General features: G+C 60.3%; 24 protein-coding genes and 4 pseudogenes. 21 read left to right on the top strand and 7 right to left on the bottom strand.

What is annotated here, in order from left to right; all coding sequences use genetic code 11:
• Complete coding sequence (locus tag U5O12_RS06315) at window positions 1-927, bottom strand: GGDEF domain-containing protein (protein WP_322577815.1); 927 nt, start codon at window positions 925-927, stop codon at window positions 1-3.
• Between the two features lie 92 nt (window positions 928-1019).
• On the opposite strand from U5O12_RS06315, the gene U5O12_RS06310 reads away from it, so the two are divergent.
• The 8 genes and pseudogenes from U5O12_RS06310 (at window position 1020) to U5O12_RS06275 (ending at window position 7610) form a co-directional block, all read left to right on the top strand.
• Entirely contained in the window at window positions 1020-2840 is a 1821-nt protein-coding gene (locus U5O12_RS06310) for a glutamine--tRNA ligase/YqeY domain fusion protein (protein WP_322577814.1), read from the top strand.
• A gap of 364 nt (window positions 2841-3204) precedes the next feature.
• Window positions 3205-4278, top strand: a complete 1074-nt coding sequence (locus U5O12_RS06305; RefSeq protein ID WP_322577813.1) for a hypothetical protein — start codon at window positions 3205-3207, stop codon at window positions 4276-4278.
• Between the two features lie 3 nt (window positions 4279-4281).
• Window positions 4282-4788 (top strand): hypothetical protein, encoded by a 507-nt coding sequence (locus tag U5O12_RS06300; protein WP_322577812.1) that lies wholly within the window; start codon window positions 4282-4284, stop codon window positions 4786-4788.
• A 198-nt stretch (window positions 4789-4986) separates the two neighbouring features.
• Window positions 4987-5526, top strand: a complete 540-nt coding sequence (locus U5O12_RS06295; protein ID WP_322577811.1) for a DUF924 family protein — start codon at window positions 4987-4989, stop codon at window positions 5524-5526.
• 106 nt (window positions 5527-5632) lie between these two features.
• The gene (locus U5O12_RS06290) at window positions 5633-5923 is read left to right on the top strand and encodes a nucleotidyltransferase family protein (protein ID WP_322577810.1); all 291 of its coding nucleotides are present in this window, start codon (window positions 5633-5635) and stop codon (window positions 5921-5923) included.
• The gene (locus tag U5O12_RS06285; RefSeq protein WP_322577809.1) at window positions 5920-6267 is read left to right on the top strand and encodes a DUF86 domain-containing protein; all 348 of its coding nucleotides are present in this window, start codon (window positions 5920-5922) and stop codon (window positions 6265-6267) included. Before U5O12_RS06290 ends, U5O12_RS06285 begins: the two co-directional genes overlap by 4 nt.
• A gap of 178 nt (window positions 6268-6445) precedes the next feature.
• On the top strand, window positions 6446-6736 hold the full coding sequence (locus tag U5O12_RS06280; protein ID WP_322577808.1) for a nucleotidyltransferase family protein: 291 nt from the start codon (window positions 6446-6448) through the stop codon (window positions 6734-6736).
• Window positions 6737-7071: 335 nt separating this feature from the next.
• A pseudogene (locus tag U5O12_RS06275) lies at window positions 7072-7610 on the top strand (DUF924 family protein).
• A gap of 106 nt (window positions 7611-7716) precedes the next feature.
• Here the strand turns inward: U5O12_RS06275 and U5O12_RS06270 are convergent.
• On the bottom strand, window positions 7717-8235 hold the full coding sequence (locus U5O12_RS06270; RefSeq protein ID WP_416221455.1) for a DUF6933 domain-containing protein: 519 nt from the start codon (window positions 8233-8235) through the stop codon (window positions 7717-7719).
• A gap of 92 nt (window positions 8236-8327) precedes the next feature.
• On the opposite strand from U5O12_RS06270, the gene U5O12_RS06265 reads away from it, so the two are divergent.
• The 9 genes and pseudogenes from U5O12_RS06265 to U5O12_RS06225 form a co-directional block, all read left to right on the top strand.
• Window positions 8328-8537 (top strand): type II toxin-antitoxin system RelE/ParE family toxin, encoded by a 210-nt coding sequence (locus U5O12_RS06265; protein WP_322577806.1) that lies wholly within the window; start codon window positions 8328-8330, stop codon window positions 8535-8537.
• Window positions 8530-8826: pseudogene (locus U5O12_RS06260) on the top strand (helix-turn-helix domain-containing protein); the annotation flags it as partial. The gene U5O12_RS06265 and the pseudogene U5O12_RS06260, both read left to right, overlap by 8 nt.
• A gap of 19 nt (window positions 8827-8845) precedes the next feature.
• Window positions 8846-9391, top strand: a complete 546-nt coding sequence (locus U5O12_RS06255; protein WP_322577851.1) for a DUF924 family protein — start codon at window positions 8846-8848, stop codon at window positions 9389-9391.
• A gap of 107 nt (window positions 9392-9498) precedes the next feature.
• A complete protein-coding gene (locus tag U5O12_RS06250) occupies window positions 9499-9846 on the top strand; it encodes a nucleotidyltransferase domain-containing protein (RefSeq protein WP_322577805.1) in 348 nt (115 codons plus the stop codon).
• Complete coding sequence (locus U5O12_RS06245; RefSeq protein ID WP_322577804.1) at window positions 9843-10226, top strand: HEPN domain-containing protein; 384 nt, start codon at window positions 9843-9845, stop codon at window positions 10224-10226. Before U5O12_RS06250 ends, U5O12_RS06245 begins: the two co-directional genes overlap by 4 nt.
• 6 nt (window positions 10227-10232) lie before the next feature.
• Complete coding sequence (locus U5O12_RS06240; RefSeq protein ID WP_416221456.1) at window positions 10233-10337, top strand: DUF924 family protein; 105 nt, start codon at window positions 10233-10235, stop codon at window positions 10335-10337.
• Between the two features lie 107 nt (window positions 10338-10444).
• Entirely contained in the window at window positions 10445-10753 is a 309-nt protein-coding gene (locus U5O12_RS06235) for a nucleotidyltransferase family protein (RefSeq protein WP_322577803.1), read from the top strand.
• Window positions 10686-10901: pseudogene (locus U5O12_RS06230) on the top strand (HepT-like ribonuclease domain-containing protein); the annotation flags it as partial. The gene U5O12_RS06235 and the pseudogene U5O12_RS06230, both read left to right, overlap by 68 nt.
• A gap of 66 nt (window positions 10902-10967) precedes the next feature.
• Window positions 10968-11048, top strand: a pseudogene (locus tag U5O12_RS06225) (DUF924 family protein); the annotation flags it as partial.
• 66 nt (window positions 11049-11114) lie between these two features.
• On the opposite strand, the gene U5O12_RS06220 reads toward U5O12_RS06225, so the two are convergent.
• The gene (locus U5O12_RS06220; protein WP_322577802.1) at window positions 11115-11693 is read right to left on the bottom strand and encodes a cold shock domain-containing protein; all 579 of its coding nucleotides are present in this window, start codon (window positions 11691-11693) and stop codon (window positions 11115-11117) included.
• 240 nt (window positions 11694-11933) lie between these two features.
• On the opposite strand from U5O12_RS06220, the gene U5O12_RS06215 reads away from it, so the two are divergent.
• The 4 genes from U5O12_RS06215 (at window position 11934) to U5O12_RS06200 (ending at window position 14804) form a co-directional block, all read left to right on the top strand.
• Window positions 11934-12806, top strand: coding sequence for a DMT family transporter (locus U5O12_RS06215; RefSeq protein ID WP_322577801.1), 873 nt, complete (start codon window positions 11934-11936; stop codon window positions 12804-12806).
• An 83-nt stretch (window positions 12807-12889) separates the two neighbouring features.
• The gene (locus U5O12_RS06210) at window positions 12890-13366 is read left to right on the top strand and encodes a YHS domain-containing (seleno)protein (protein WP_322577800.1); all 477 of its coding nucleotides are present in this window, start codon (window positions 12890-12892) and stop codon (window positions 13364-13366) included.
• 137 nt (window positions 13367-13503) lie between these two features.
• Complete coding sequence (locus U5O12_RS06205; RefSeq protein WP_322577799.1) at window positions 13504-14454, top strand: DUF6929 family protein; 951 nt, start codon at window positions 13504-13506, stop codon at window positions 14452-14454.
• A gap of 23 nt (window positions 14455-14477) precedes the next feature.
• A complete protein-coding gene (locus U5O12_RS06200) occupies window positions 14478-14804 on the top strand; it encodes a hypothetical protein (protein WP_322577798.1) in 327 nt (108 codons plus the stop codon).
• Between the two features lie 41 nt (window positions 14805-14845).
• Here the strand turns inward: U5O12_RS06200 and U5O12_RS06195 are convergent, their stop codons facing one another.
• The 4 genes from U5O12_RS06195 to U5O12_RS06180 form a co-directional block, all read right to left on the bottom strand.
• Window positions 14846-16315, bottom strand: coding sequence for a HEAT repeat domain-containing protein (locus U5O12_RS06195; protein ID WP_322577797.1), 1470 nt, complete (start codon window positions 16313-16315; stop codon window positions 14846-14848).
• A 5-nt stretch (window positions 16316-16320) separates the two neighbouring features.
• Entirely contained in the window at window positions 16321-17070 is a 750-nt protein-coding gene (locus U5O12_RS06190) for an NYN domain-containing protein (protein ID WP_322577796.1), read from the bottom strand.
• A 177-nt stretch (window positions 17071-17247) separates the two neighbouring features.
• Window positions 17248-20022, bottom strand: coding sequence for an EAL domain-containing protein (locus tag U5O12_RS06185; protein ID WP_322577795.1), 2775 nt, complete (start codon window positions 20020-20022; stop codon window positions 17248-17250).
• Between the two features lie 59 nt (window positions 20023-20081).
• Window positions 20082-21728 carry a FecR domain-containing protein gene (locus U5O12_RS06180; protein ID WP_322577794.1) on the bottom strand — a complete coding sequence of 549 codons (1647 nt, stop codon included), beginning with the start codon at window positions 21726-21728 and terminating at the stop codon, window positions 20082-20084.
• Between the last annotated feature and the right edge of the window lie 236 nt (window positions 21729-21964).

Below are 21964 nucleotides of genomic sequence, written 5' to 3'. Positions count from 1 at the left end.
TTACGCCTCGGCCCAGACCAGGCGGTCCCGCCCCTGCCCCTTGGCCGCGTAAAGCGCGTAGTCCGCCCGGCGCATGTTGTGGGCGGCGTCCTGGCTCGGGTCCAACATGGTGAGCCCGGCCGAGCAGGTGTAGGCAAAGTCCGGCACCTCGGGCAACGGGCGGGCGCTGCGCGCTTTTTCCAGTACCCGCCCCACCATCTGCTCCAGCGCTGCGTGGCTAATGTTGGGCACCAACAGCATGAACTCCTCGCCCCCCAGGCGGCCAAAGCCATCCTCCCGGCGCAGCGTGGCCTCTACCAGCCGGGCAAAGTGCACCAGAACCCCATCGCCCGCGTGGTGGCCATAGGTGTCGTTCACCCGCTTGAAATGGTCCAGGTCCAGCATCACCAGGCCGCAGGGCTGCTGGCGCTCGCGCAGCTGGTCCAGGCGCTTGTCCAGCTGCTGCAGCACGTGAGCGCGGTTGCTGATGCCGGTGAGCGCATCCACCTGCGCCGCGCGTAGCGCCCCGTCGCGCGCCATGCGCAGCGAGCGCTCCCCCACCCGCATGGACGAAATATCAAACGCCACACACAGCATCCAGCCCTGCTCGTCCACCGTCTCGGTCATGTAGATCCAGCGGCCATCGGTCAGGTCGGCCTCGAAGGTGCGAAACGGCAGCTTGCCCCGGCGCGAGCGGGTGGACGTGAGCCAGGCCTCAAAGTCATCCGTTTTGATGGCCGCGCCCACACCCGATGTGTGGCTGCAGCGCATCAGGTCGGTCCAGGTCGGCTCCGCCCCCGGGGCCACGTCAAACGCCGTGCGAAACGCCGGATTGGCATACCGCATGGTGTCCGTCGCATCAAACAGCGACACAAACAGCGGCGACTGCTCGTACAGCCGCGCCATATGGAGCGCATGGGCGTTGGGCACCGTGGGGGGCAAGACCATAAACAGCTGCTTGTTCAAATAGTGTGGAAACTGCTGTGCCCCAGTGTACGGGCGGCCCTGCACAAAGCAAAGCGCCGTCTAAAATCCAGCGCATGAGCGCCAACACCCCTTCTTCCGCCGCTAACGCCGCCAACACCCCCGAATCCCCCAAGATCAGCAACTTCCTGCGACAGATCATCGAATCCGATCTGGACAAAGGCACCTACGCCAGCCGCAAATGGGCCGGCACCCCGGGCGACGCTGCGCACCATGCCGCGGGTCAGCCTGACCCCGCCAAGATCCGCACCCGCTTTCCGCCCGAGCCCAATGGCTACCTGCACATCGGCCACGCCAAGAGCATCTGCATCAACTTCGGCCTGGCGCGCGACTACGGCGGCGTCTGCCACCTGCGCTTTGACGACACCAACCCCGAGAAGGAAGACACCGAATACGTCAACAGCATCATTGACGCGGTGAAGTGGCTGGGCTTTGACTGGAACGGCGCGCCTGATGCCGCAGCCTACCAAGCCAGCGACTACTTCGGCTTCATGTACCGCGCGGCAGAGTATTTGATTGAAGCCGGCCACGCCTATGTGGACGAGCAAACCGCCGAGCAAATGCGCGTCAACCGCGGTGACTTTGGCAAGCCCGGTGTCGACAGCCCCTTCCGCACACGCACGCCCGCAGAGAACCTAGTGCGCTTTCGCGAAATGCGCGACGGCAAGCACGAAGATGGATCGATGGTGCTGCGCGCCAAGATCGACATGGCCAGCCCCAACATCAACATGCGCGACCCGGCCATCTACCGTATCCGCCGCGCCACGCACCACAACACCGGCGACACCTGGTGCATCTACCCGATGTACACCTACGCGCACCCGATCGAAGACGCGCTGGAGCAAATCACCCACAGCCTGTGCACGCTGGAATTTGAAGACCAGCGCCCGTTTTACGACTGGCTGCTGGAGCGCCTGGCCGAAGGCAAGTTGTTGGACACACCCCCCCCGCGCCAATATGAGTTTGCCCGCCTGAACCTCACCTATGTGATCACCAGCAAGCGCAAGCTGGCACAGCTGGTGTACGACCACAAGGTGAGCGGCTGGGACGACCCGCGCATGCCCACCATCGTCGGCCTGCGCCGCCGCGGCTTCACGCACGAGGCGATTCAGATGTTTGCCGACCGCATTGGCGTGACCAAGAGTGATAGCTGGATTGACTACAGCACACTGGAAGGCTGCCTGCGCGAAGACCTGGAAGCCAAGGCCCACCGCGGCATGGCCGTCATCAACCCCGTCAAACTGGTGATGACCAACTGGGACGAGGTGATGGGCGCCGGCCACCTGGAAGCCTGCACCCTGCCCGCCCTGCCCCACCCGCCCGAAGGTGTAGAGAGCCCAACGCGCCACTTCACCATCGGCAAAGAGGTGTGGATCGAGCGCGAAGACTTTGAAGAAGTGCCGCCCAAGGGCTACAAGCGGCTGTTCCCCGGCAACAAGGTGCGCCTGAAGGGCGGCTACGTGATCGAGTGCACCGGGTGCAACAAGGATGCGAACGGCGTCATCACCGAAGTGCTGGCCACCGTGGTGCCCGACACCAAGAGCGGCACCCCCGGCGCCGACACCGTGAAGGTGAAAGCCGCCATCACCTGGGTGGGCGTGGCCGACGGCGTGCAAGCCGAAGTGCGCATGTACGACCGCCTGTTCAGCGACGCGCAACCCGACGCGGGCGGCAAAGACTTTATTGAGAGCCTGAACCCGAACAGCCTGAAGGTCGTCACCGCGATTGTTGAGCCGTCATTGGCCAACGCTTTGCCGGACCAGAAGTTTCAGTTTGAACGGCATGGGTACTTTGTGGCGGATCGGGTGGATCACGTCACTGGTTCCAAGCCTGTGTTTAACTTGGCGGTGGGGTTGAAGGATAGTTGGGGGAAATAGCAGACGCCCAATAGCTTTATGCGATCGGTTTTGGGTCTAAGAAGGCGGTTACACAGAGTTTGAGCTGCCATCTATAGCCGTACCGCTCAAAAGTGGAAGCCTGGGAGAAAGATAAATAAGCGCCCTCGACGACCTCAAAAAGTCCCTGCAGCACAATGCCTTCAACGGCCAGTAGCAACCCAAAAATGCCCTTCGCACAAGAAAGCAACAAATGACGCGACTAAAAATCAGAAACTTTGGCCCCATCGAGCAGGGCATGCAGGGTAACGATGGGTGGATCGACTTCAAGCGAGTGACGGTCTTCATTGGCAACCAAGGCTCGGGCAAAAGCACGCTGGCCAAGCTCTTCTCTACCTTTGCATGGATGGAAAAGGCCTTGGTGCGCGGCGACTATGAACAGCGCTGGTTTGAGCGCAAAGACAGGCTTAAAAATCAGTTGCTGCCATACCACCGTCTTGAGCATTACCTTCAGACGGAGGGCAGCCACATTGAGTTCCAAGGCGACGCATACGAATTTCGGTCGGAAGACTCACGCTTGTTGATCAATAAACGAGCCGACACCAACTACCAGTTGCCACAGGTGATGTATGTGCCGGCCGAGCGCAATTTCATTGCCTATGTGCGGCACCCCAGGGAATTGAAGCTTTCTTCAGATGCCCTGAAGGAATTTTTGGCAGAGTATGACAAGGCCAAGGCACACATGAGCGGTGCGGTGCGCCTGCCCATCAACGATACCGAGCTGGAATACGACAAGCTCAACGACTTGCTCCACCTTAAAGGCACCAACCACAAGCTGCGGCTGACCGATGCCTCCAGCGGCTTTCAGTCGCTGGTGCCCGTTTATCTGGTGAGCCGCTATCTTGCGGGAACGGTGGAATCAAAAGATCAAGCCCCTATGAGCACGCAGGAGCTAGATCGCTTCAAGAAATGGGCGGCAGAGATCTTTGCTAACGAAAGCTTGACAGAAGAACAACAGCGAGCGGCACTGTCCACCCTGTCGGCCCGGTTCAACAAAAAAGCTTTTTGGAACATCGTGGAGGAGCCCGAACAAAACCTTTTCCCGGCTTCGCAGTGGGAAATCCTCAAAAGCCTGTTGGAGTTCAATACCCAAGGGCCACACAACCGGCTGGTCATGACCACCCACAGCCCGTATATCGTGAGTTATCTCAGTCTAGCGGTACAGGCACATCAACTGCACACCAAGTTTCAAGCGATGGATCGTGCAGATTTGATGAATGCACTTGCTGCAATAGTGCCGGCACACGCCATGGTGGCGCCGCAAGATTTGGCCATTTACGAGATGAGCGAAGAGAGAGGCACAGTGACCGAGCTGTCTAGCTTTGAAGGCATACCTTCGGACGGCAATGCACTCAATGCCTACCTCCGCATGGGCAACGATTTGTTCGACCAGTTGCTGGACTTGGAAGAGGCCGTTTGAGCTATGGATTTCTTCAACCCCCATTGCCAAAGCGGGCCCTACACGCAAGAAGCCTTTGGCGTCTGCGATGACCAAAATAGTCAAGTGGCTTACGTCGACACCGACCTAGCAAATGCCAAGGAGAAGTGGACGGCGACGGTGAAGAATGAAAAGCAAATCCCCGTGACCTTCACGGCGGTTGACGGGTGCGTGATTCGAGCTAGCGCAGAGCCAGGTCGTGGTCGCTGCGATGCCATGCTGACCACGACCAAGTCACTGTTCTTGCTGGAGTTGAAAGAGCGCAAGGGCAAGGGCGACTGGCGAAAGGTGGCTTGCGACCAGTTGGAGTCCACAATCTGCTTCTTGATAGAGCATCACACAAAACAATTGGTGCAGTTCACGCGCAAAAAGGCGCAAGCTTGCAACAGCAAGCGGCCAGGCTTTGTGGAGCTTGAGCCGGAACTCAAACTTCGATTTTCCAAGTATGGTTTTCGAATTGACACCCAAGCCACCGTGGTCGTGGTTTCTTGATCGGATTTTGATCCAAGCGGCCTGCCGAAACTGGTTTTGCTACTGCTGACGGGATGAGGACCGGCAGCCCAACATGAGGCACTCGAAGCCACTTAAAAAGCCCCGCAGTCGCAACGCTTTTCTTAGCTGCTGCGCACATTCAATGCGGGCTTGATGCCAATTTGGCACATAAACAACCGCCTGGGTAAACTGGGGCCCGTGCAACCCCAGTCAATCCTCCACTTCTGGTTCACCGAGCTAAACCCCAAGCAGCACTTCGTCAAAGACACCGCGCTGGACGAAGCGATGCGCAGCCGCTTTGGCGCCACGCTGGAAGCCGCAGCCCGCTGCGAGTTGTTTGCCTGGCGCGCAACGCCAGAGGGGCGGCTGGCGGAGATATTGGTGTTGGACCAGTTCTCGCGCAACATCTTCCGCGACACTCCTCGCGCGTTTGCGCAGGACGCGCTGGCGCTGGTGTTGGCGCAAGAGATGGTGGCCGGTGGGCATGACCAGCAGCTCACGCCCGCGCAGCGCGCCTTTGCCTACATGCCCTATATGCACAGCGAGTCGCCGGTGGTGCACGAAGAAGCGGTGCGGCTGTTTGCGCAGCCTGGCCTGGAATACAACCTGGACTTTGAACGCCGCCACAGGGCCATCATCGACCGCTTCGGTCGTTACCCCCACCGCAACGCCATCTTGGGCCGCACCTCCACGTTAGAGGAGCTGGCCTTCCTGAGCGAGCCGGGCTCTTCGTTCTAGGCTTTGCCTTGTATTTGCTACGCTTTTAGTAGCTGCTTGCGCAATATTCACGGGGGCTAGAGGCCGATTTGACACATAAACGGCATACTCCGTTAAACTCCAACCCATGAGCCCCTCCCAAGCCCTGAGCCAACACCGTGAAGCTGTCTGCCGTGCAGCGGCACGTTATGGCGTGGCCAATCCCAGGGTATTTGGTTCAGCCCTGCATGGGAATGACCAAGAGGGCAGCGACCTGGATTTGTTAGTGGACACACTGCCTGGCACCACACTGTTCGATCTGGGTGGCCTGCAGGATGAACTGCAAGAGTTGCTGGGCGTATCCGTCGATGTGCTGACCCTCAAAGACCTGCCCATCAAGTTCCGCGACGTTGTCGCCCAGGAAGCCCGCCCTGTATGACCCTGAACAGGTTGCCGGACTATCTGGACCACATGCGACAAGCGATTGCAGACGCGCAGTCTTTCACAGAAGGCATGGCCCAAGCGGACTTCGTACAAGACAAGCGGACCCAGCAAGCGGTGGTGATGAGCCTGATCGTCTTGGGCGAAGCGGCAACCAAGGTGATGGATCAATACCCCGCCTTTGCCGAACAGCACGGTCAAATCCCTTGGCGCAGCATGCGTGGCATGCGCAACCGTATTGCCCATGGCTACTTTGACATCAACCTGGAAGTGGTCTGGGACACCGTTCAAACAGCACTACCCGCATTGAAAAATCAACTTGACGCACTGCCGCCGGGCTGACGCTTGCGCAGTCCCGTTCCGAGAAGCATCCCACGCAGACTTGGCAGACTTGAAGTCGCAATGTGCGACTTCAAGCAGGGCTGTATTTGCTACGTTTTTAGTAGCTGCTTGCGCACAGTCTGCGCTGGCTAGCGGCCGATTTGACACATAAACAGGTCACTCCGTTAAACTCAAGCCCATGCGCCCCTCCGAAGCCCTTTCGCTGCACCGCACGCAAATCCGCGAGATTGCGTTGCGCCACCGCGTGAGCGGTGTGCGGGTGTTTGGCTCTGCGCTGCATGGTGACGACACGGCGGACAGCGATCTGGACTTGCTGGTGGAACCCACCGCACAAACCACGCTGATGGACATCGGCGCTATCCGGTTTGAGTTGAAGCAACTGCTGGGCATGGATGTAGATGTGCTGACGCCCAATGGATTGCCCGCGAGTTTCAGGGAACAGGTATTGCGTGAAGCAGTGGCCGTATGAGCCGGGCAGACCCGCTGCGCGCCGCTGATTACCTCGCGATCGTGTGACAGACCATTCAGAACGATCTACCGCCACTCTTGCGGCAGATACTGGCGCTTCGTTGAATTAACGGGTTTATGGGCCGCACCACCACCGCAAAAACTCAGCCAAGCCGCCTGACACCTTCTCCCAAAGCGCTGCAGAAGGCGCTGGTGCAATCCGCCCAGCAAGCGCAGCGCCTGGCGGATGCCTTTGGCATCAAAGTGCCAAGCATCAAACCCAAAGCGCCACACAGTTCCCGCAGAGCCGGTTAGTCACCCGGTTCTGCCCAGCCTACGGCTGTGTAATCGCACCCCATGCAACCCCAACCCATCCTCCACTTCTGGTTCGAAGAGCTAACCGACAAGCAGCACTTCATCAAAGACACCGCGCTGGACGAAGCGATGCGCGGCCGCTTTGGCACCACGCTGGAAGCTGCGGCGCGCTGCGAGCTGTTTGCCTGGCGCGCGACGCCCGAGGGGCGGCTGGCGGAGATATTGGTGTTGGACCAGTTCTCGCGCAACATCTTCCGCGACACGCCCCGCGCGTTTGCGCAAGACGCGCTGGCGCTGGTGTTGGGGCAGGAGATGGTGGCCGGTGGGCACGACCAGCAGCTGACGCCGCGCAGCGCGCCTTTGCCTACATGCCCTATATGCACAGCGAGTCCGCCGTGGTGCATGCCGAGGCGGTGCGGCTGTTTGCGCAGCCGGGGCTGGATAGCAACTACGACTTTGCGCTGCGCCACAAAGCCATCATCGAACGCTTCGGCCGCTACCCCCACCGCAACGCCATCCTGGGCCGCACCTCCACGCCTGAAGAACTGACCTTCCTGAGCGAGCCGGGGTCTTCGTTTTAGGTTGCCACAGCTGGTTTGCTACGCTTTTGGTAGCTGCACACGCATATTTCATGGAGGCTAGAGGCATTTTCAGTATGAAAACCTCCGCTCCGACGACGCGGTGCGCTCAGCTAAGCAACTGAATTTTGCTTTCCGTTATCTCCCACGAAGTACACCAACCCAACCGGCGCTGTGGCATGGCGTTAGTGCCCATAATGATCTGTGTGAGGTCGCACCGATCCAAGCCGCCATTGTCTTCAATGATCCATTGGTAACGCTGCACCAAGTCGTTGAGTGAACCCAGGTCAGTGCAGCTATCAGTTTTGGCAAAGCTGCCTTCGTAGTACGGCACCAATGCCCGGTCAATGGCATCGTCGCTGATGCCGCGCATTTGGAGCAGTTGCTGCAGACCGGCGAGCAGCATGTTGGGCAGCGATTCGACCGTTACGGGCTTTTTCCCTTGAAACAAGATGAACGAGAGTAAGGTCACCTCGCTCATGAAGATATAGGCCTTGCGCCGCCCGATGTCAAAACGATGGATGTACCAGTTGCCCAGCGGAGCCGCGCTGGGCATGGAATTGATCAAAGAATTTTTCGACAGGCCCAATGCTTTTTGCACGATGCCTGTGCATTTCAAATACAGCATAGGCGGATTTTGCTACATGCCCACTGCAACGCTCTCTTGGGCCACACGCCCGAAGAACTGGCCTTTCTGTTTGAGTCTTCGATCTAAATTCAATGACTTGGCGCATCACCTACTACAACGAGCGTGTTCGTAAAGAGGTTCTGACCATGCCAGCAGGCATTGTTGCTGACTATGTTCGCCTCACCGATGCCATGGCTTTGCATGGTGCTGATCTGCGTATGCCGCATTCCAGAGCCATGGGCGCCGGGCTTTTTGAATTGCGCCTGGCCCGTAGACGACTGAAAGAGGTACAACATGGCTGATACCGGCTACAAACCTGTGCCGCATGACGCGGCATTCCGCAAAGCACTGCTGGCCAAACCCGGCGTGAAGAAGGCATTCGACGCGCTGGAAGAGGAATACACCGCGCTGCACACCATGCTGGAGGCGCGCCAAGCTGCGGGCCTCACTCAAGTCGATGTGGCAAGCCGCATGGGCACCACCGTGTCTGCCGTTTCTCGGCTGGAGGCGTCATTGCGTAGCGAAAAGCACTCCCCATCTTTTGCGACCCTGCGCAAGTACGCGCAGGCCTGCGGCAAAAAGCTCGTCATTCAAATGATCTTATTGGCGCCTGCTCCCATGCACCCAACCCATCCTCCACTTCTGGTTCACCGAGCTATCCCCCAAGCAGCTCTTCGCCAAAGACACCGCGCTGGACGAAGCGATGCGCAGCCGCTTCTGTCTCACGCTGGAAGCCGCAGCCCGCTGCGAGTTGTTTGCCTGGCGCGCCACGGCTGAGGGGCGGCTGGCGGAGATATTGGTGTTGGACCAGTTCTCGCGCAACATTTTCCGCGACACACCGCGCGCGTTTGCGCAGGATGCGCTGGCGCTTGTGCTGGCGCAGGAGATGGTGGCCGGTGGGCACGAGCAGCACCTGAGCCCCAAGCAGCGAGCCTTTGCCTACATGCCCTACATGCACAGCGAGTCCGCCGTGGTGCACGCTGAGGCGGTGCGGCTGTTTGCGCAGCCTGGCCTGGAGAACAACCTGAACTTTGAGCTGCGCCACAAGGCCATCATCGACCGCTTTGGCCGCTACCCCCACCGCAACGCCATCCTGGGCCGCACCTCCACGCCTGAGGAGCTGGCCTTCCTGAGCGAACCGGGGTCTTCGTTCTAGTGTGGCACCTTGGTTTTGCTACATTTTTGGTAGCTGCTTGCGCATATTTTACGGTGGCTAGAGGCCAATTTGACACATAAACTGCAGCCCACGGTAAACTCCAACCCATGCTGCGCGAGAACCTCCCAACCGACACCCTAACGGCCACCCGCGCCTTCGCGGCGCGGATTGCCAGTGCATACCCAACGCAAAGCATCCTGCTGTTTGGTAGCCGTGCGCGTGGCACGGCACATGCAGAGAGCGATGCCGATGTGGCCGTAGTGCTGAAAGGTGCGCCGGGGCATTTTGTGCACACCAAGATGGCAATGAACGACATTGCCTATGACGTCCTGCTGGACACGGGTATTCGCATCCAGCCACTGCCCGTTTGGGAGTCTGAGTGGGCACACCCCGAGAGTTATTCCAACCCCCATCTGCTGCACAACATTGCGCGTGACGGTATTGCGCTGTCATGAACGAACACGATTTGATGGTCAAGGCCCAGCGCGCACTAGCCAGTGCTCGCACGTTATTGGCGGATGGTGACAACGACGGCGCCTGCAACCGAGCGTACTACGCGATGTTTGACGCAGCCCGCGGTGCGCTGTTGGCCAGCAAGGCTCCTGTCTCACCCGAAGTTGCCAAAACCCATAGCGGTCTTATCAGTGCCTTTTCATTGCACCTGGTCAAACTTGGCAAGTTCCCCGTGGAGTTAGGCAAGTCTTTCAACAAAGCGGAAGACTTGCGGCTCATTGCCGACTACAAAGGTGACCCGCTGGACACTGTCGATGCGCTCTGGGTCGTGGAACAGGCCGCAGTGTTTGTCGGCGCCATTCAAGACAGCTTCTTTTCTTAGCAGGCCATCATCGAACGCTTGGGCCGCTACCCCCACCGCGACACGATTCCGGGCAGCACCTCCACGCCCGAGGAGCTGGCATTCTTGAGCGAGCCGGGGGCGTCGTTCTAGGTTTGCGGCACTCTATTTGCTACGCTTTTAGTAGCTGCTCGCGTAGACTTCACATGCGCTAGAGGCCAATTTGGCACATAAAAGGCTTGCTCCGGTAAACTCCAGCCATGCACCCCATCATTGCACAACACCGCCCCGGCATCTCTGCCATTTGCCAGCGCTACCGCATTCAGCGCTTGGAGGTGTTTGGCTCAGCAGCGCGGTCAGTAGACTTTGATCCTGCCAGCAGCGATGCAGATTTTCTGGTGGAATTTGCGCCCGGCGTTCAACCGAACTTGCAAATGCTATTCGGAGCCAAAAAAGAGCTGGAAATATTGCTCGGGCGCAGCGTGGACCTCGTAGAACCCGATGCGGTGCGCAATCCCTACGTGCTGGCCAGTATCAATCGCAGCCGCGAAGCCGTTTATGCAGCGTGACCCACGGGCTTTTTTGTGGGAAGTGCGCGAGTCCGCCTTGGTGATTCAGTCGTTCACGAATGGCATGGATGCTGCCGCATACGCCAACAACGCGATGGCCCAGGCTGCAGTGGAGCGCAAATTTGAAGTCATCGGCGAGGCACTCAATCAATTATCAAAGTGCGACGCTGCACCACGCGCTTTGAGCTGCGCCAGAAAGCGATCGCTGCCCCCCCCCCACCGCAACGCCATCCTGGGCCGCGCCTCCACGCCCGATGAGCTTGCGTTTTTGAGCGAACCGGGGTCTTCGTTCTAAGTTTGTGGCAGCTGATTTGCTACGCTTTAAGTAGCTGCTTACGCATATTCCACGCGGGCTAGATGCCTATTTGGCACACCATTGCTGCTCGCACGGTATGCCGTCGCCGTTGCCATCCAATTGCATACCCGGGCAGTTTTGCAGGAACAGTGTGGCCTCTTGGCACGACGTCATCTGGCTGCACATGCTGCGTCCATCACACCTGAAGCCGTTTGGTAGCGACAACTTGGCTGGCGACAAGCTCGCGGGGGGAGCTGGCAAAGCCGAATCAAAACGGGCCGCGCGATTTGCATAGTGGCTGTAGCCAAACCACAGCAATGCACACACCAGCAAGCCACTGATGGCCTTGCCAAAAAAGCCGGGCGATTCGCCTTCGCCAGATTTGCTGAGACGTACTGGCCGCCGCGGCGCTGGGGCGCTATGAATTTCGCCTGGCCTGCGAACACGCACAGCACTGCGCTTGCCGTTTCTGTCGGGCTCCACCTCAAAGGTCAGCACCTCGCCCTCGGTGGGCAGGCAGCCATTGCGTGCGAAGGCACTGATATGGACGAAGATATCTTGCCCGCCATCATCTGCCACGATGAATCCAAACCCGCGTTCACCGTTCCACTTCTTGAGCTTGCCGCTGTAGCGTGGCTGGTTCATTGTTCGCTCCCGTTGCACTAACGCTTGGACGCCGTGCTGTTTGATTTAGTTGGGAGCATTCTAGAGGTGCTGTTTGCTGCCCACCAAGCCAGAGGAGCTGGCGCTTTTGAGCGAATCGGGTGCGTCGTTCTAGCCAATTACCTATGGAACGCTACTTTTTTAGGAGCTGCTTGCGCATATTTCACGGGCTCTGGAAGCACTTCTCATACATAAAGCGCCTCACACCTACACTGCTCCGCCATGGGCTCCCCATTCAACATTTCTCTACTCGCCCTCGCCATGCTCGCCTTTGCGGGCAACTCGCTGTTGTGCCGTGTGGCGCTCAAGGGCGGCGCCATGGATGCAGCCAGCTTCACCACCGTGCGTTTGGTGTCTGGCGCCATCACGCTAGCCGCCTTGGTGTGGCTGCAGCGCAAGCCTGGCCCACAGGCGGCGCGCACGGCCCTGCTGCCGGGCGATGGCTGGTCCGCAGTAGCTTTGTTTGTGTACGCCGCTGGGTTCTCGTTTGCCTACCTCAGCATGTCGGCGGCCACGGGGGCGCTACTGCTGTTTGGTGCGGTGCAGGCCACCATGATTGCCTGGGGCTTGTACTGCGGCGAACGCCTGAGCCTGCGGCAGCTGGCGGGTTTTGCGCTGGCAGTGGCGGGGTTGGTGGTGCTGATGCTGCCGGGTGTGGCGGCACCAGGCTTGGCGGGCTCGGCGGCCATGTTGGGTGCCGGGGTGGCTTGGGGCGCTTATTCGCTGCGCGGCCGGCGCCCATCTGGCCCCGCTAGCGCGGACCCTACGGCGGTCACCGCGGGCAACTTCATTCGCACCGTGCCAATGGCGCTGGCGCTCAGTGCGGTGGCGCTGCCGCAGCTGCACATTACCAGTAGCGGCCTGCTGTATGCGGTGGCCTCAGGCGCGTTGACTTCGGGCGTGGGCTACGCGGTGTGGTACCGGGTGTTGCCCACGCTGCAAGCCACCCACGCCGCCACGGTGCAGCTTAGTGTGCCGGTGATTGCGGCGGTGGGCGGCGTGGTGCTGTTGGGCGAGGCCGCTACCTGGCATATGGCGCTGTCGGGCTGCGCGATCTTGGGTGGCATTGGCCTGGTGATCTGGAATAAGGCCTAAGCGGTGCGCGGTGCTGCACCGCAGCTTGTAAGAATGTGCGGCGTGAGCAGACAAACATCTTTCAACCGTATTGCCAGCTCACCATGAAAACCTTACTTATCCGCTGCGCCGCGTTGCTGCTGGCCGCCCTCGCCACCTTGGCCCATGCCGCCGAGCCGGTGAGCACCGGCTGGATGAATGGTGCCGCCATTGGTGGCAAAGATGCAGTGTCGTACTACTCACCCGAGGCCAAAGCCAGCCACCAGGTGGTGGACGGCAACAGCACGTTTACCGTGCAGTACCTGGGGGTGCCTTGGCGGTTTGCGTCCAAGGCCAGCGCCGACAAGTTTGCCGCCAACCCTGCGGCTTATGCGCCGCAATACAACGGGCATTGCTCCAACGGGCTGTCGCTGGGCGAGGGCTTGATTCCCACCAGCGGCGCAGTGTGGGAGTTTTTTGACAACAAGCTGCATTTGTTTTACGCCGAGCGCGGCCGCCAGCGCTGGCTCACTGGCGACTGGAAAGCCTATCGCCAGCAGGCCGACAAAGCGTGGCAAGAGATAGTCGCCGCGAAGCGATGAAGGCGCAAACTGCCGGGCATTGCGTCGAGTCTGCAACGGTAGAATTGCTACGCTTTTAGTAGCTGCTTGCGCATATTCCATAAGCTCCAGGCCCAACTTTCACTCCAATTCGGTAAGCGCGCGCTCTATACTGCCGCATGCCTCCAGCCAGTCCCAGCTCCCGCACCACCCTCACCCCGAACCTCGTGCGCGCGCTGACGCTCAACCCGGCAGACCACCCGCGGGGGGTGGCGCACTGGAGTGCGGCCAGCGGCTTGGTGCGCGTGGGGGAGCGGCTGTTTGTGGTGGCCGACGACGAGCTGCACATGGCGGTGTTTGACAGCAGCGCAGTGGATGCGCCCGGCACACTGCTGCGGCTGCTGCAGGGCGACTTGCCGCATGACAAGGGCGAGCGCAAAAAAGCCAAGCCCGACTTCGAAACCCTGGCCCTGCTGCCGCCCTTGCCGGGCTGCCCCCACGGGGCCTTGTTGACATTGGGCTCTGGCTCCAAGCCACAGCGCCAAACTGGCGTGCTGCTGGCGCTGGACGCGCAAGGCTCCCCCAGTGGGGAGCCGCGCATTGTTGATCTGGCGCCGCTGTACGCGCCGCTGCGCGCTCACTTTGCAGACCTGAACATCGAAGGCGCTTTCATGCTGGGCGACGACTTGCTCTTGCTGCAGCGGGGCAACAAGGGCAACGCACTGAGCGCCTGCATTCGCTACGCGTGGAGCCACATGGCCCCTTGGCTGGCGGGCCAGCAGCCCGAGCCACCCAGCCCCCGCGAGGTGCAGGCCATGGACTTGGGCGAGGTGAACGGCGTGCCCCTGAGCCTGACCGACGGCACGCCCCTGCACGGCCGCGCCTGGGCCTTTTGCGCCGTGGCCGAGAGCACGAACGACAGCTACCACGACGGCGCTTGCGTGGGCTCAGCCATTGGCATCGTCACCCCCCAGGGCCAGATAAGCCATCTGCACCTTCTGGCCGGCGCCCCCAAGGTAGAAGGTATTGCCGCACAAGCCACAGAGGGTGGCTGGCAAATCACCCTGGTAACCGACCCGGACGAGCCCAGCACGCCCGCACAGATGCTGCAAACGCAGCTGGCGGTGTAACCAAAGCCAAGACAACTCGCAGCATGGCGCGCCGTAAACACCACCACGTCTATGTGATAGAGCTGCACAAAGACGTGCTGCTGGAGCCGCGCTTTCGCAAAAATAACCCGGGTTATGTGGACGGCAAGCCCTGTGCGTATGTGGGCATGACCGGGCTGGACCCGGATGTGCGCTTTGACAAGCACAAGGCCGGCATTCAGGCCAACCGCTTTGCCCAGCAATACGGCCTGCGCCTGTTGCCCGACCTGTACGAAGGCTTTAACCCCATGCACTACCAAGACGCGGTGGACAAGGAGATCGAGGTGGGCATCGACCTGAGGTCTGCCGGGTTTGGGGTATGGCAGGCTTAGGGCCTATGCAACTTTGGCTGACCGGGGGTCTTCCCGCCCAGCTATGTGCTCATGCGCTTGGCATAGATGTCCATCACGTAGCGAAGCGAAGAACCAGGTGGCAAGGTATCGATGGGCATCCAGCTGCAAATGGCCGCCCACTGCTGTTTGGTGGGTGGCAAGTAAACCTCCGCTAATTGCAGCTTACTGAAGAAAACTCCTACTTTGGGGGCGAGCTTTATTTGCAGCGCGGGCATGCAGAGCGAAGTGAAGCTTGCCAGATGCAATGCCGGCCAGACATACATGAGGCTTGCTGTTGTTAGCAGTAGTTCAAAGAAGGCCAGGTCGCTATTTCGTTTGTGTGCCGTAGCCGCAATCACGTCCACCGGGACCGGAAGCCCCAGCACTACCAATTGCTTGAAGGCAGCGCGCACTACGTCGAAGTCGCTGTCCTCAATGGCTGCAGCAACGTACTCGGCACTGTTTTCTTTATCCATTGCACAAACCGCCACCAATGCGAACCGGCGTAGCACGGCACTTTCTGATCCAAGAGTCGCTCTGACTATTGCCAAGGCCTCGGCAGACTTCAGCTCCACCAGTCCCTCGAGTGCGTATCGCTTGCGGCGTGAACTGCCACTCCCCTGAATTGCATCCCTGCAGAGGGAAAACAAAGTCTGGGGCTCAGCCTTTGACCAATGCCACGCGAGCCATCGAATAGAGAAGGAGTCATCCCACAGCGCCAACCCAATGAGCGTCTGGGGGTGCGCCAAAGCTCTGCGGTGCATGGCAACCAGAATGGCTCTGCGCAATGGCATGGCACGCACTTGTGTGATCTTGTTCATCCACTCCAACAAATCGCTGTCAGGAAGCTCGAAGACATCCCGCTCCACGCTTCTGGCGATAGCGGGGTCACCACTTTGCATTGCATAAAAAATGCGCTCTTGGGCTGACCAGGTTAAGGCCTGCGAAGTGCGTAACCAGCAAGCTCTGCGTACTTTGGCCCGATGGTGCTGTAGCCCTGCGACAAGTGCTTCACGCCCCTCTGCACTGTCCAAACGCGAATTCAGCGCCCCGAAAATCTCTTCATGACTTACGCGACTTTGTCCAGACAAAGATTCGATGTCTGGAAGAATGTCAACAATCAAAGGCAGTGGTAGGTCTGCCAGCCAAGCCAGAACCAAGCGCATGGCCCTTGCTCGGTTGCTTGGCACATAGTCATTCAGCCTACCGATCACGGGCCCAAAGGTGTTGGGCTCCGCCAGCACCTCAAGCGCCCTCAAGCAAAACTCACGGACATAGCCACTTCGGTTGTCCAAGTTGGCGAGTATTGCTTGAACCCCAAGAGCATGAAGTTTTGCGGCATCTAGCACCTTGGTTTTCAGCCAATGGCTATAAGCGTCGTCAAACTTTTCCCCGCGGACGGTGTAGTAGCCCGTTGGATCTTCGAAATGAGCCAAAGATTCAGGTTTACTTGGCACAGCCGCTTGTGGCGGATGATTCAAGAGTCGATCCAAAAACTGTTTGAATCCCATCGCTGCTAACCCTTTGATGGCGAACTTACTTTACGCCGCACATGCAAATGCGTTTGAACCGCATCACCCTCGCCACTTCTCACCTCTTTGACATCCAGATAGGACGCCTGTTGACGAATAAGTTCACCCAGCTTGGCCACGCCATAGTTGCGTGGGTCAAATGAAGGGTGGCTGCGGCTAATCTGACTTCCTAGTGCGGACAGGGTGGTCCAACCGTCTTCGCGGACGGTTGCGTTGAGTGCATTCAACAAAATAGGTTTGAGCTTGGGCAACTCAGCCACTGGTTCCGCACCCGGCTTAACCTCCTCAGGCTCGTTACGCAAAATTTCTGTATAAATGAATTTATCGCACGCCGCCACAAAGGGCTCAGGCGTTTTGCGTTCGCCAAAACCGTAAACCACTTTGCCTTCCTCGCGGATGCGGGTAGCCAGGCGGGTGAAATCGCTGTCGCTACTGACCAAGCAGAAGCCATCAACCGTGTCGTCATGCAGCACATCCATGGCGTCGATGATCAAAGACGCATCGGTGGAGTTTTTGCCGCTGGTGTAGCTGAACTGCTGTATCGGCTGGATGGCCATTTTGTGCAGTACCTCTTTCCACCCCTTAAGGTTGGTGGTCGTCCAGTCGCCATAGGCGCGCTTGATCGTGGCGGTACCGTAGCGCGACACTTCGGCCAGCAGCTCCTGGATGACGGATGCCTGCGCATTGTCCGCATCAATGAGCACGGCCAGTTTTTGGTTGGTGTTGGTAGCCATAGTCTTTCTCCTTGTGTTTTAAGGCACCGTACTACGCGGCCCAATGCCAAAGCTCGAGCTGTTAGAGATGTAATTGCTACGTTTTTAGTAGCTGCTCGCACATATTTAACGAGCGCTATGTGCCCGTTTGTAAAATAAATTTCGCCTGTGAACTGGTCCAAGACTTGGCGTTGAGTGCTATTTGTTCGCTAGTAAATCGGTGGCTATCTGCGGTGGCTGTGGATGGCCGAACCAGTAGCCTTGGGCGATGTCGCATCGTACGGCGGTCAGCAACCGGCTTTGCTCTTCGGTTTCAACGCCCTCCGCCACAACCTTCATGCCTAGGCCGTGTGCCAAGGCGATGGTGGCGCGCACGATAGCGGCATCGCCTTTATCAGTGGCAAGGTCCATCACAAAGCTGCTGTCTATCTTCAGCTCGTCGATAGGGAAGCGCTTCAGGTGGGAGAGCGATGAGTAGCCGGTGCCGAAGTCATCTACCGCCATACTCACGCCCAGGGCATGGATTTCTTGGAGCAGGCTAATGACCTGGTCTACATTGGCCATGGCCGTGGTTTCGGTGATCTCCAGGCGCAACAAATGCGGTGGGATGCCAGTCTCCACCAAGGCCAAGCGGACGACTTGCACGATGTCGCGGTTCATGCACTGGCGGGCCGATAGGTTCACCGCCACGGGCACCGCTGGCAGGCCGGCACGCAGCCACTGCGCCACCTGGCGTGCTGCCTGCAAGATAGCCCAGGCACCCAGGTCGACGATCAGGTCAGACTCCTCGGCCACACCAATGAAGTCACTTGGCATGACCAGCTGTTCCGGCGTGCGCTGCCAGCGCATCAGCGCCTCCATGCCGACCAGCTGCCGGTTGTCCAGTGCAAACTGGGGCTGGTAGTGCAGCACGAACAGACCATCGCGCAGGCCACGGCGCAGATCGATTTCCAGCGCCAGCCGGTTGTGCATGCGGCTATTCATGTCGTTAGACCAGAACTGGAAGCTTGCCCGTGGCTGCTCCTTGGCGCGGTACATGGCCATGTCGGCCTTGGACAGCAGGTCGTCCGGGTCGCTGCCGTCTTGCGGCGCTAGCACCACTCCTACGCTACCGGAACTGGGCAGTCGGATATCGTTGAAGTCGGCTCCCAGCTCGATATCGCGCGTGAGTGCGGCCAGCACCTTGGCGGCAGCGCTGGCCGCACCTTCGTGGCCATCCACGTCTTCCAGCAATATGACGAACTCATCGCCGCCCCAGCGGGCCACGGTGTCGGTGTCGCGGCACACGGCCAGCAGCCGCTGGGCCAAAATTTTCAGCACTTGGTCGCCGGTACTGTGACCCAAGCTGTCGTTGACGTGCTTGAAGCGGTCCAAGTCCAGAAACAGAAGGGCTGTATTGGCTCCGCTCCGTTGGGCCCGCGACAGGGCCTGCGCCAGGCGTTCGTGCAGAGCACTGCGGTTGGGCAGGCCGGTCAGTACATCGTGGCTGGCTGCATAGTCCAGCTCACGGGCAGAGGCAACCGCCTCGGTGACGTCAGAAAACACTAGCACCGCACCGTCCAGCTGGCCATCCGGGCTGGACAAGGGAATGGCCCTGGCGCGCAGCGTCCGCATGCCGTCCGCGGCATGCAGGCTGAGTAGCTGGGGGACGTGCACGCGCTGCCGGGTTTCCAGGCAGGCCAGCAAGGCCTGCTGCAAATGGGACTGGCTGTCCTGGGTAAGCGGGTAACTGCTGAGCAAGGGCTGGCCCTGCAGCGGCTGTCCACCGGCCAGCAGCAGTGCCGCGGGGTTGGAAAAGCGCACGCTTCCGTCGCGCGCATCGATGATGAGCACGGCTTCGTCCAACGCTTGCAGCGTGGCCTGGGCATGCTGGCGCGCGCGTTGCTGGCGCCGGTTGGCTGACCGCAAGAGGCCGGCGATCCACACTGCCAGCCCAGCCGCCAGGGCGCACAGTGCCACGGCAGGCGGCAGCCAGAGCTGGGCCGCCCGCAGCGTGATGGCGCTGGCCAGCAGGGGCAACAACAGCAGACTGCAGGCCAGCAGGTTGTAACGACCGTGCTGCCGCGGCCAGGCTGCGAGGCTTATGAGCATCAGCAAGGCAAACGCGATGCTGGCTGCCAGCGAGGCCCGCTGTATCAGCGCATGACTCTCCAGCGCAGCATAGGCCTTGGCGTGGAACACCACTGAGGGCATGGTGCTTTGCGCGCCGGCAAGCGGCGTGACCAACTCGCCGCCCAAACCGCTGGCGGTCAGGCCAATGAAGACGACGCGGTCGCGCACCTGTGCCAGTAGGTGGGGGTTGCGCAGTGCAGCGACAAAAGAGATGGTGGTCAGGTCAGGCACACGCGGCAGTAGGGCTTCCTGGGAGCGCACCCAGGTGGTCGGCGCATTGGTAGCCGCAGCCGGCGCACTGATAGCCGAAGCCTGCTGGACTGCCAGGGCTAGTGCGGGCCAGACTGCATCTCCATTGCCGGCGTGTAGAAACAGGCTGCGCGAAGCGCCGTCTGCGTCTATTTCCACATCCACATGACCCAGACTCGAGGTGGTCGGGCCCGCACCCAATGCAGGCAGCAGGGGCTGCGGACCAATACCGCCACCGGCCAGCTGTGACGGTGCCAGCGCCAACACTACGTGGCCGTGACGCTTTATGGCTTCGGCCAGAGCGGCGTCGCTGTCGGGGTGCTCGGTATCAGGCTCGGAAAACAAAATGCCCATAGCTATGGCGCTGGCACCAGCCTCACGCAGGCGGTTGATCATGTCGGCATGCACAGCGCGTGGCCAGGGCCAGCGGCCCAGCGCGGCCAGACTGGCATCGTCAATCGCCACCACAACGGGTGGATGGGCCAGCAGCTCCTGCCTCGGTAGCAGCAGGTCGTAGGCCATGAGGTCCAGACGTTGCAAGCTGCGCGGTTGCACCCATGCCAGCAGCAGAACCACGAACACGCCTACCAACCACCAGCTGTGGCGCAGCAAGCTTCGCCTCCAGCCCTGCTTTACGTTGCTGGGCGGCGAGAAAGGGGGCAAAGAGGTGCTCAGAGCAGACCTAGCAGGGGCAGCAACACAAGCAGCGCACGCCAGTGGCTGGGTTCGGGCTCGGGCTCGGGCACTACGAAGGACTGGGTGCTGCCCCAGGGACCGGTGTAGCCATCGTCACCGATCGCCCGCACGCGCACATAGTGGGTGCCGGGGGGCAGGCCTTGGAGGGCGTACTGAGCGGTTTCGGTTTGTGCATCGGTTTGCGGGTTGACAAAGGTTTTGTCCATATCGACCTGTAGCCGGTATTGGGCGGCCTGGGGCTGGGCTGACCAGCGCAAGGGCAGATTGCCGTCCTTAGGAGTCGGTATGTCCACACCCGGGCCTGGCAGCACACGCCTGAAGCTTTGCACATCACCCCAGGGCCCCAGGCCTTTTTGCGGGTGAATGGCGGCCATGCGCCATTGGTACTGGCCGGGAGGCAGCGCCTGCTGGGCAGTTGCGCCGGTCGTGTGGGCCAGTTCCTGCTCTTCCAGCGGCTGGTTCTGCCCGGCTTTACTGATTTGCAGGCGATAACGCCAGCTGGGGTCGGCCTGGGTCCAACGGAAGCTGGGTTGCGGGGCGGTGGTGGCGCTATCGGCGGCGGGTTCGATCAACAGTGGGGGTTCGGGGCGGGCGTGCACGACCAGGCTGCGCTCGCTGCTCAGACCTTCCAGGCCTTGGGCGTCTATGGCACGCACGCGCAACACATAGTTGCCGTCTTCCACATTGCGCGCACGGATGCGGGCGGCGGGAGAGGTCTCGTCCGACTCGGCCACTAGGAACTGCGTGCCCGGCGCCAACTGGGTGCGGTATCCACTGGCACCCGCAACCGCCGGCAGCGGCAAGTCTATGGGCAGGCGTTCTACGCGTTCAGGTAGGCTCGTGAGTACGGGTGCGGCCAGCAGCGCTACCGGCTGGCTAGGCACCTGGCCAACTTGTGCGAGGCTGCCCTGGGCTGCCGAGGCGTTTACTTGGCCTGCCGTGTTGCTGACATTGACGGCGCCTTCCAGGACTTCGGTACGCAGGCTGTCCGGCTGAGCGTAGACCCGGAACTGGGTGCCACGCACCGCCGCCACGGCCGCCGGCGCGCGGATCTCAAAGCGGCCGCCGGTGTCGGTCATGGACTTCACCTGGTTCTCCAGGCTGCCCTGCAGCAGCACCAGCTCCACCATGTGCACCTTGCCGAGCACACGCTGCTGCGCGCTGCGCAGTTGCAAGCGGGTGTCGCGACGCACCAGCACACGTGAGCCGTCGGCAAACTCCAGGCTGACGCTACCGGTGGCGCCCGTCTGCAGTTCGACCGGGGCCTGCAGCAGCTCGCCGACATCCGGGCTGCGGGACTGGGTCTGGCCGCCGACCAGCCGCGTGTCGCCTACCACGGCTGCCACTCGCACCCGGGCAGTCTCCAACTTCAGCCATTCGTTCGGTATGCGCAACCGGGTGCCGGGCGCGATACGGCGATCGTCGGGGATATGGTTGCGCTCGCGAAGCGCGATTGCCAGTGCCGGGGCTTTCAGGTAACGCTGGGCCAGATTCCAAAGATGGTCGCCCGGCTGCACGGTATATATAAAGTCGGCTGCCAAGGCGCTGCTGATAGCGCTCCACAAAAGTATGAGCACCAGGCAATGGCGTAACGGCATATGGCGGCGGATCTGTGGTTTCATATAGCTTCAATTTCCAGGTGAGCAATGCGAAGCTCCGTTTTGGATGACTGTAACAATATAGTTGTGAGTGCATTTGACTGCATTTACTGAACATTCTGGAAGTCCTGATCGACCGCGGTGTGGACTTGGTCGACTCGGGGCCGAACGCAACCCTTGCATATTGGCCAGCATGACAAGCAACGGCGAAGCCATTCACGCAGCGTGACATGTGCGCTTTTTTAGGATGTGCGACAAGC

The sequence above is a fragment of the Rhodoferax sp. genome (assembly GCF_034519335.1).
Classification (GTDB): domain Bacteria; phylum Pseudomonadota; class Gammaproteobacteria; order Burkholderiales; family Burkholderiaceae_C; genus Allorhodoferax.
The sequence above is the reverse complement of the archived record's forward strand: the minus strand, read 5'-3'. Positions and strand labels throughout refer to the sequence as shown.

Coding starts and splice junctions, on each gene's coding strand:
- U5O12_RS06235 (WP_322577803.1), top strand. CDS start 10,445: ATGCACCCCATCATTGCACAACACCGCCCCGGCATCTCTGCCATTTGC.
- U5O12_RS06215 (WP_322577801.1), top strand. CDS start 11,934: ATGGGCTCCCCATTCAACATTTCTCTACTCGCCCTCGCCATGCTCGCC.
- U5O12_RS06250 (WP_322577805.1), top strand. CDS start 9,499: ATGCTGCGCGAGAACCTCCCAACCGACACCCTAACGGCCACCCGCGCC.
- U5O12_RS06205 (WP_322577799.1), top strand. CDS start 13,504: ATGCCTCCAGCCAGTCCCAGCTCCCGCACCACCCTCACCCCGAACCTC.
- U5O12_RS06280 (WP_322577808.1), top strand. CDS start 6,446: ATGCGCCCCTCCGAAGCCCTTTCGCTGCACCGCACGCAAATCCGCGAG.
- U5O12_RS06220 (WP_322577802.1), bottom strand. CDS start 11,693: ATGAACCAGCCACGCTACAGCGGCAAGCTCAAGAAGTGGAACGGTGAA.
- U5O12_RS06190 (WP_322577796.1), bottom strand. CDS start 17,070: ATGGCTACCAACACCAACCAAAAACTGGCCGTGCTCATTGATGCGGAC.
- U5O12_RS06210 (WP_322577800.1), top strand. CDS start 12,890: ATGAAAACCTTACTTATCCGCTGCGCCGCGTTGCTGCTGGCCGCCCTC.
- U5O12_RS06180 (WP_322577794.1), bottom strand. CDS start 21,728: ATGAAACCACAGATCCGCCGCCATATGCCGTTACGCCATTGCCTGGTG.
- U5O12_RS06200 (WP_322577798.1), top strand. CDS start 14,478: ATGGCGCGCCGTAAACACCACCACGTCTATGTGATAGAGCTGCACAAA.
- U5O12_RS06265 (WP_322577806.1), top strand. CDS start 8,328: ATGACTTGGCGCATCACCTACTACAACGAGCGTGTTCGTAAAGAGGTT.
- U5O12_RS06315 (WP_322577815.1), bottom strand. CDS start 927: ATGGTCTTGCCCCCCACGGTGCCCAACGCCCATGCGCTCCATATGGCG.
- U5O12_RS06285 (WP_322577809.1), top strand. CDS start 5,920: ATGACCCTGAACAGGTTGCCGGACTATCTGGACCACATGCGACAAGCG.
- U5O12_RS06305 (WP_322577813.1), top strand. CDS start 3,205: ATGGAAAAGGCCTTGGTGCGCGGCGACTATGAACAGCGCTGGTTTGAG.
- U5O12_RS06310 (WP_322577814.1), top strand. CDS start 1,020: ATGAGCGCCAACACCCCTTCTTCCGCCGCTAACGCCGCCAACACCCCC.
- U5O12_RS06290 (WP_322577810.1), top strand. CDS start 5,633: ATGAGCCCCTCCCAAGCCCTGAGCCAACACCGTGAAGCTGTCTGCCGT.
- U5O12_RS06270 (WP_416221455.1), bottom strand. CDS start 8,235: ATGCTGTATTTGAAATGCACAGGCATCGTGCAAAAAGCATTGGGCCTG.
- U5O12_RS06195 (WP_322577797.1), bottom strand. CDS start 16,315: ATGGGATTCAAACAGTTTTTGGATCGACTCTTGAATCATCCGCCACAA.
- U5O12_RS06300 (WP_322577812.1), top strand. CDS start 4,282: ATGGATTTCTTCAACCCCCATTGCCAAAGCGGGCCCTACACGCAAGAA.
- U5O12_RS06245 (WP_322577804.1), top strand. CDS start 9,843: ATGAACGAACACGATTTGATGGTCAAGGCCCAGCGCGCACTAGCCAGT.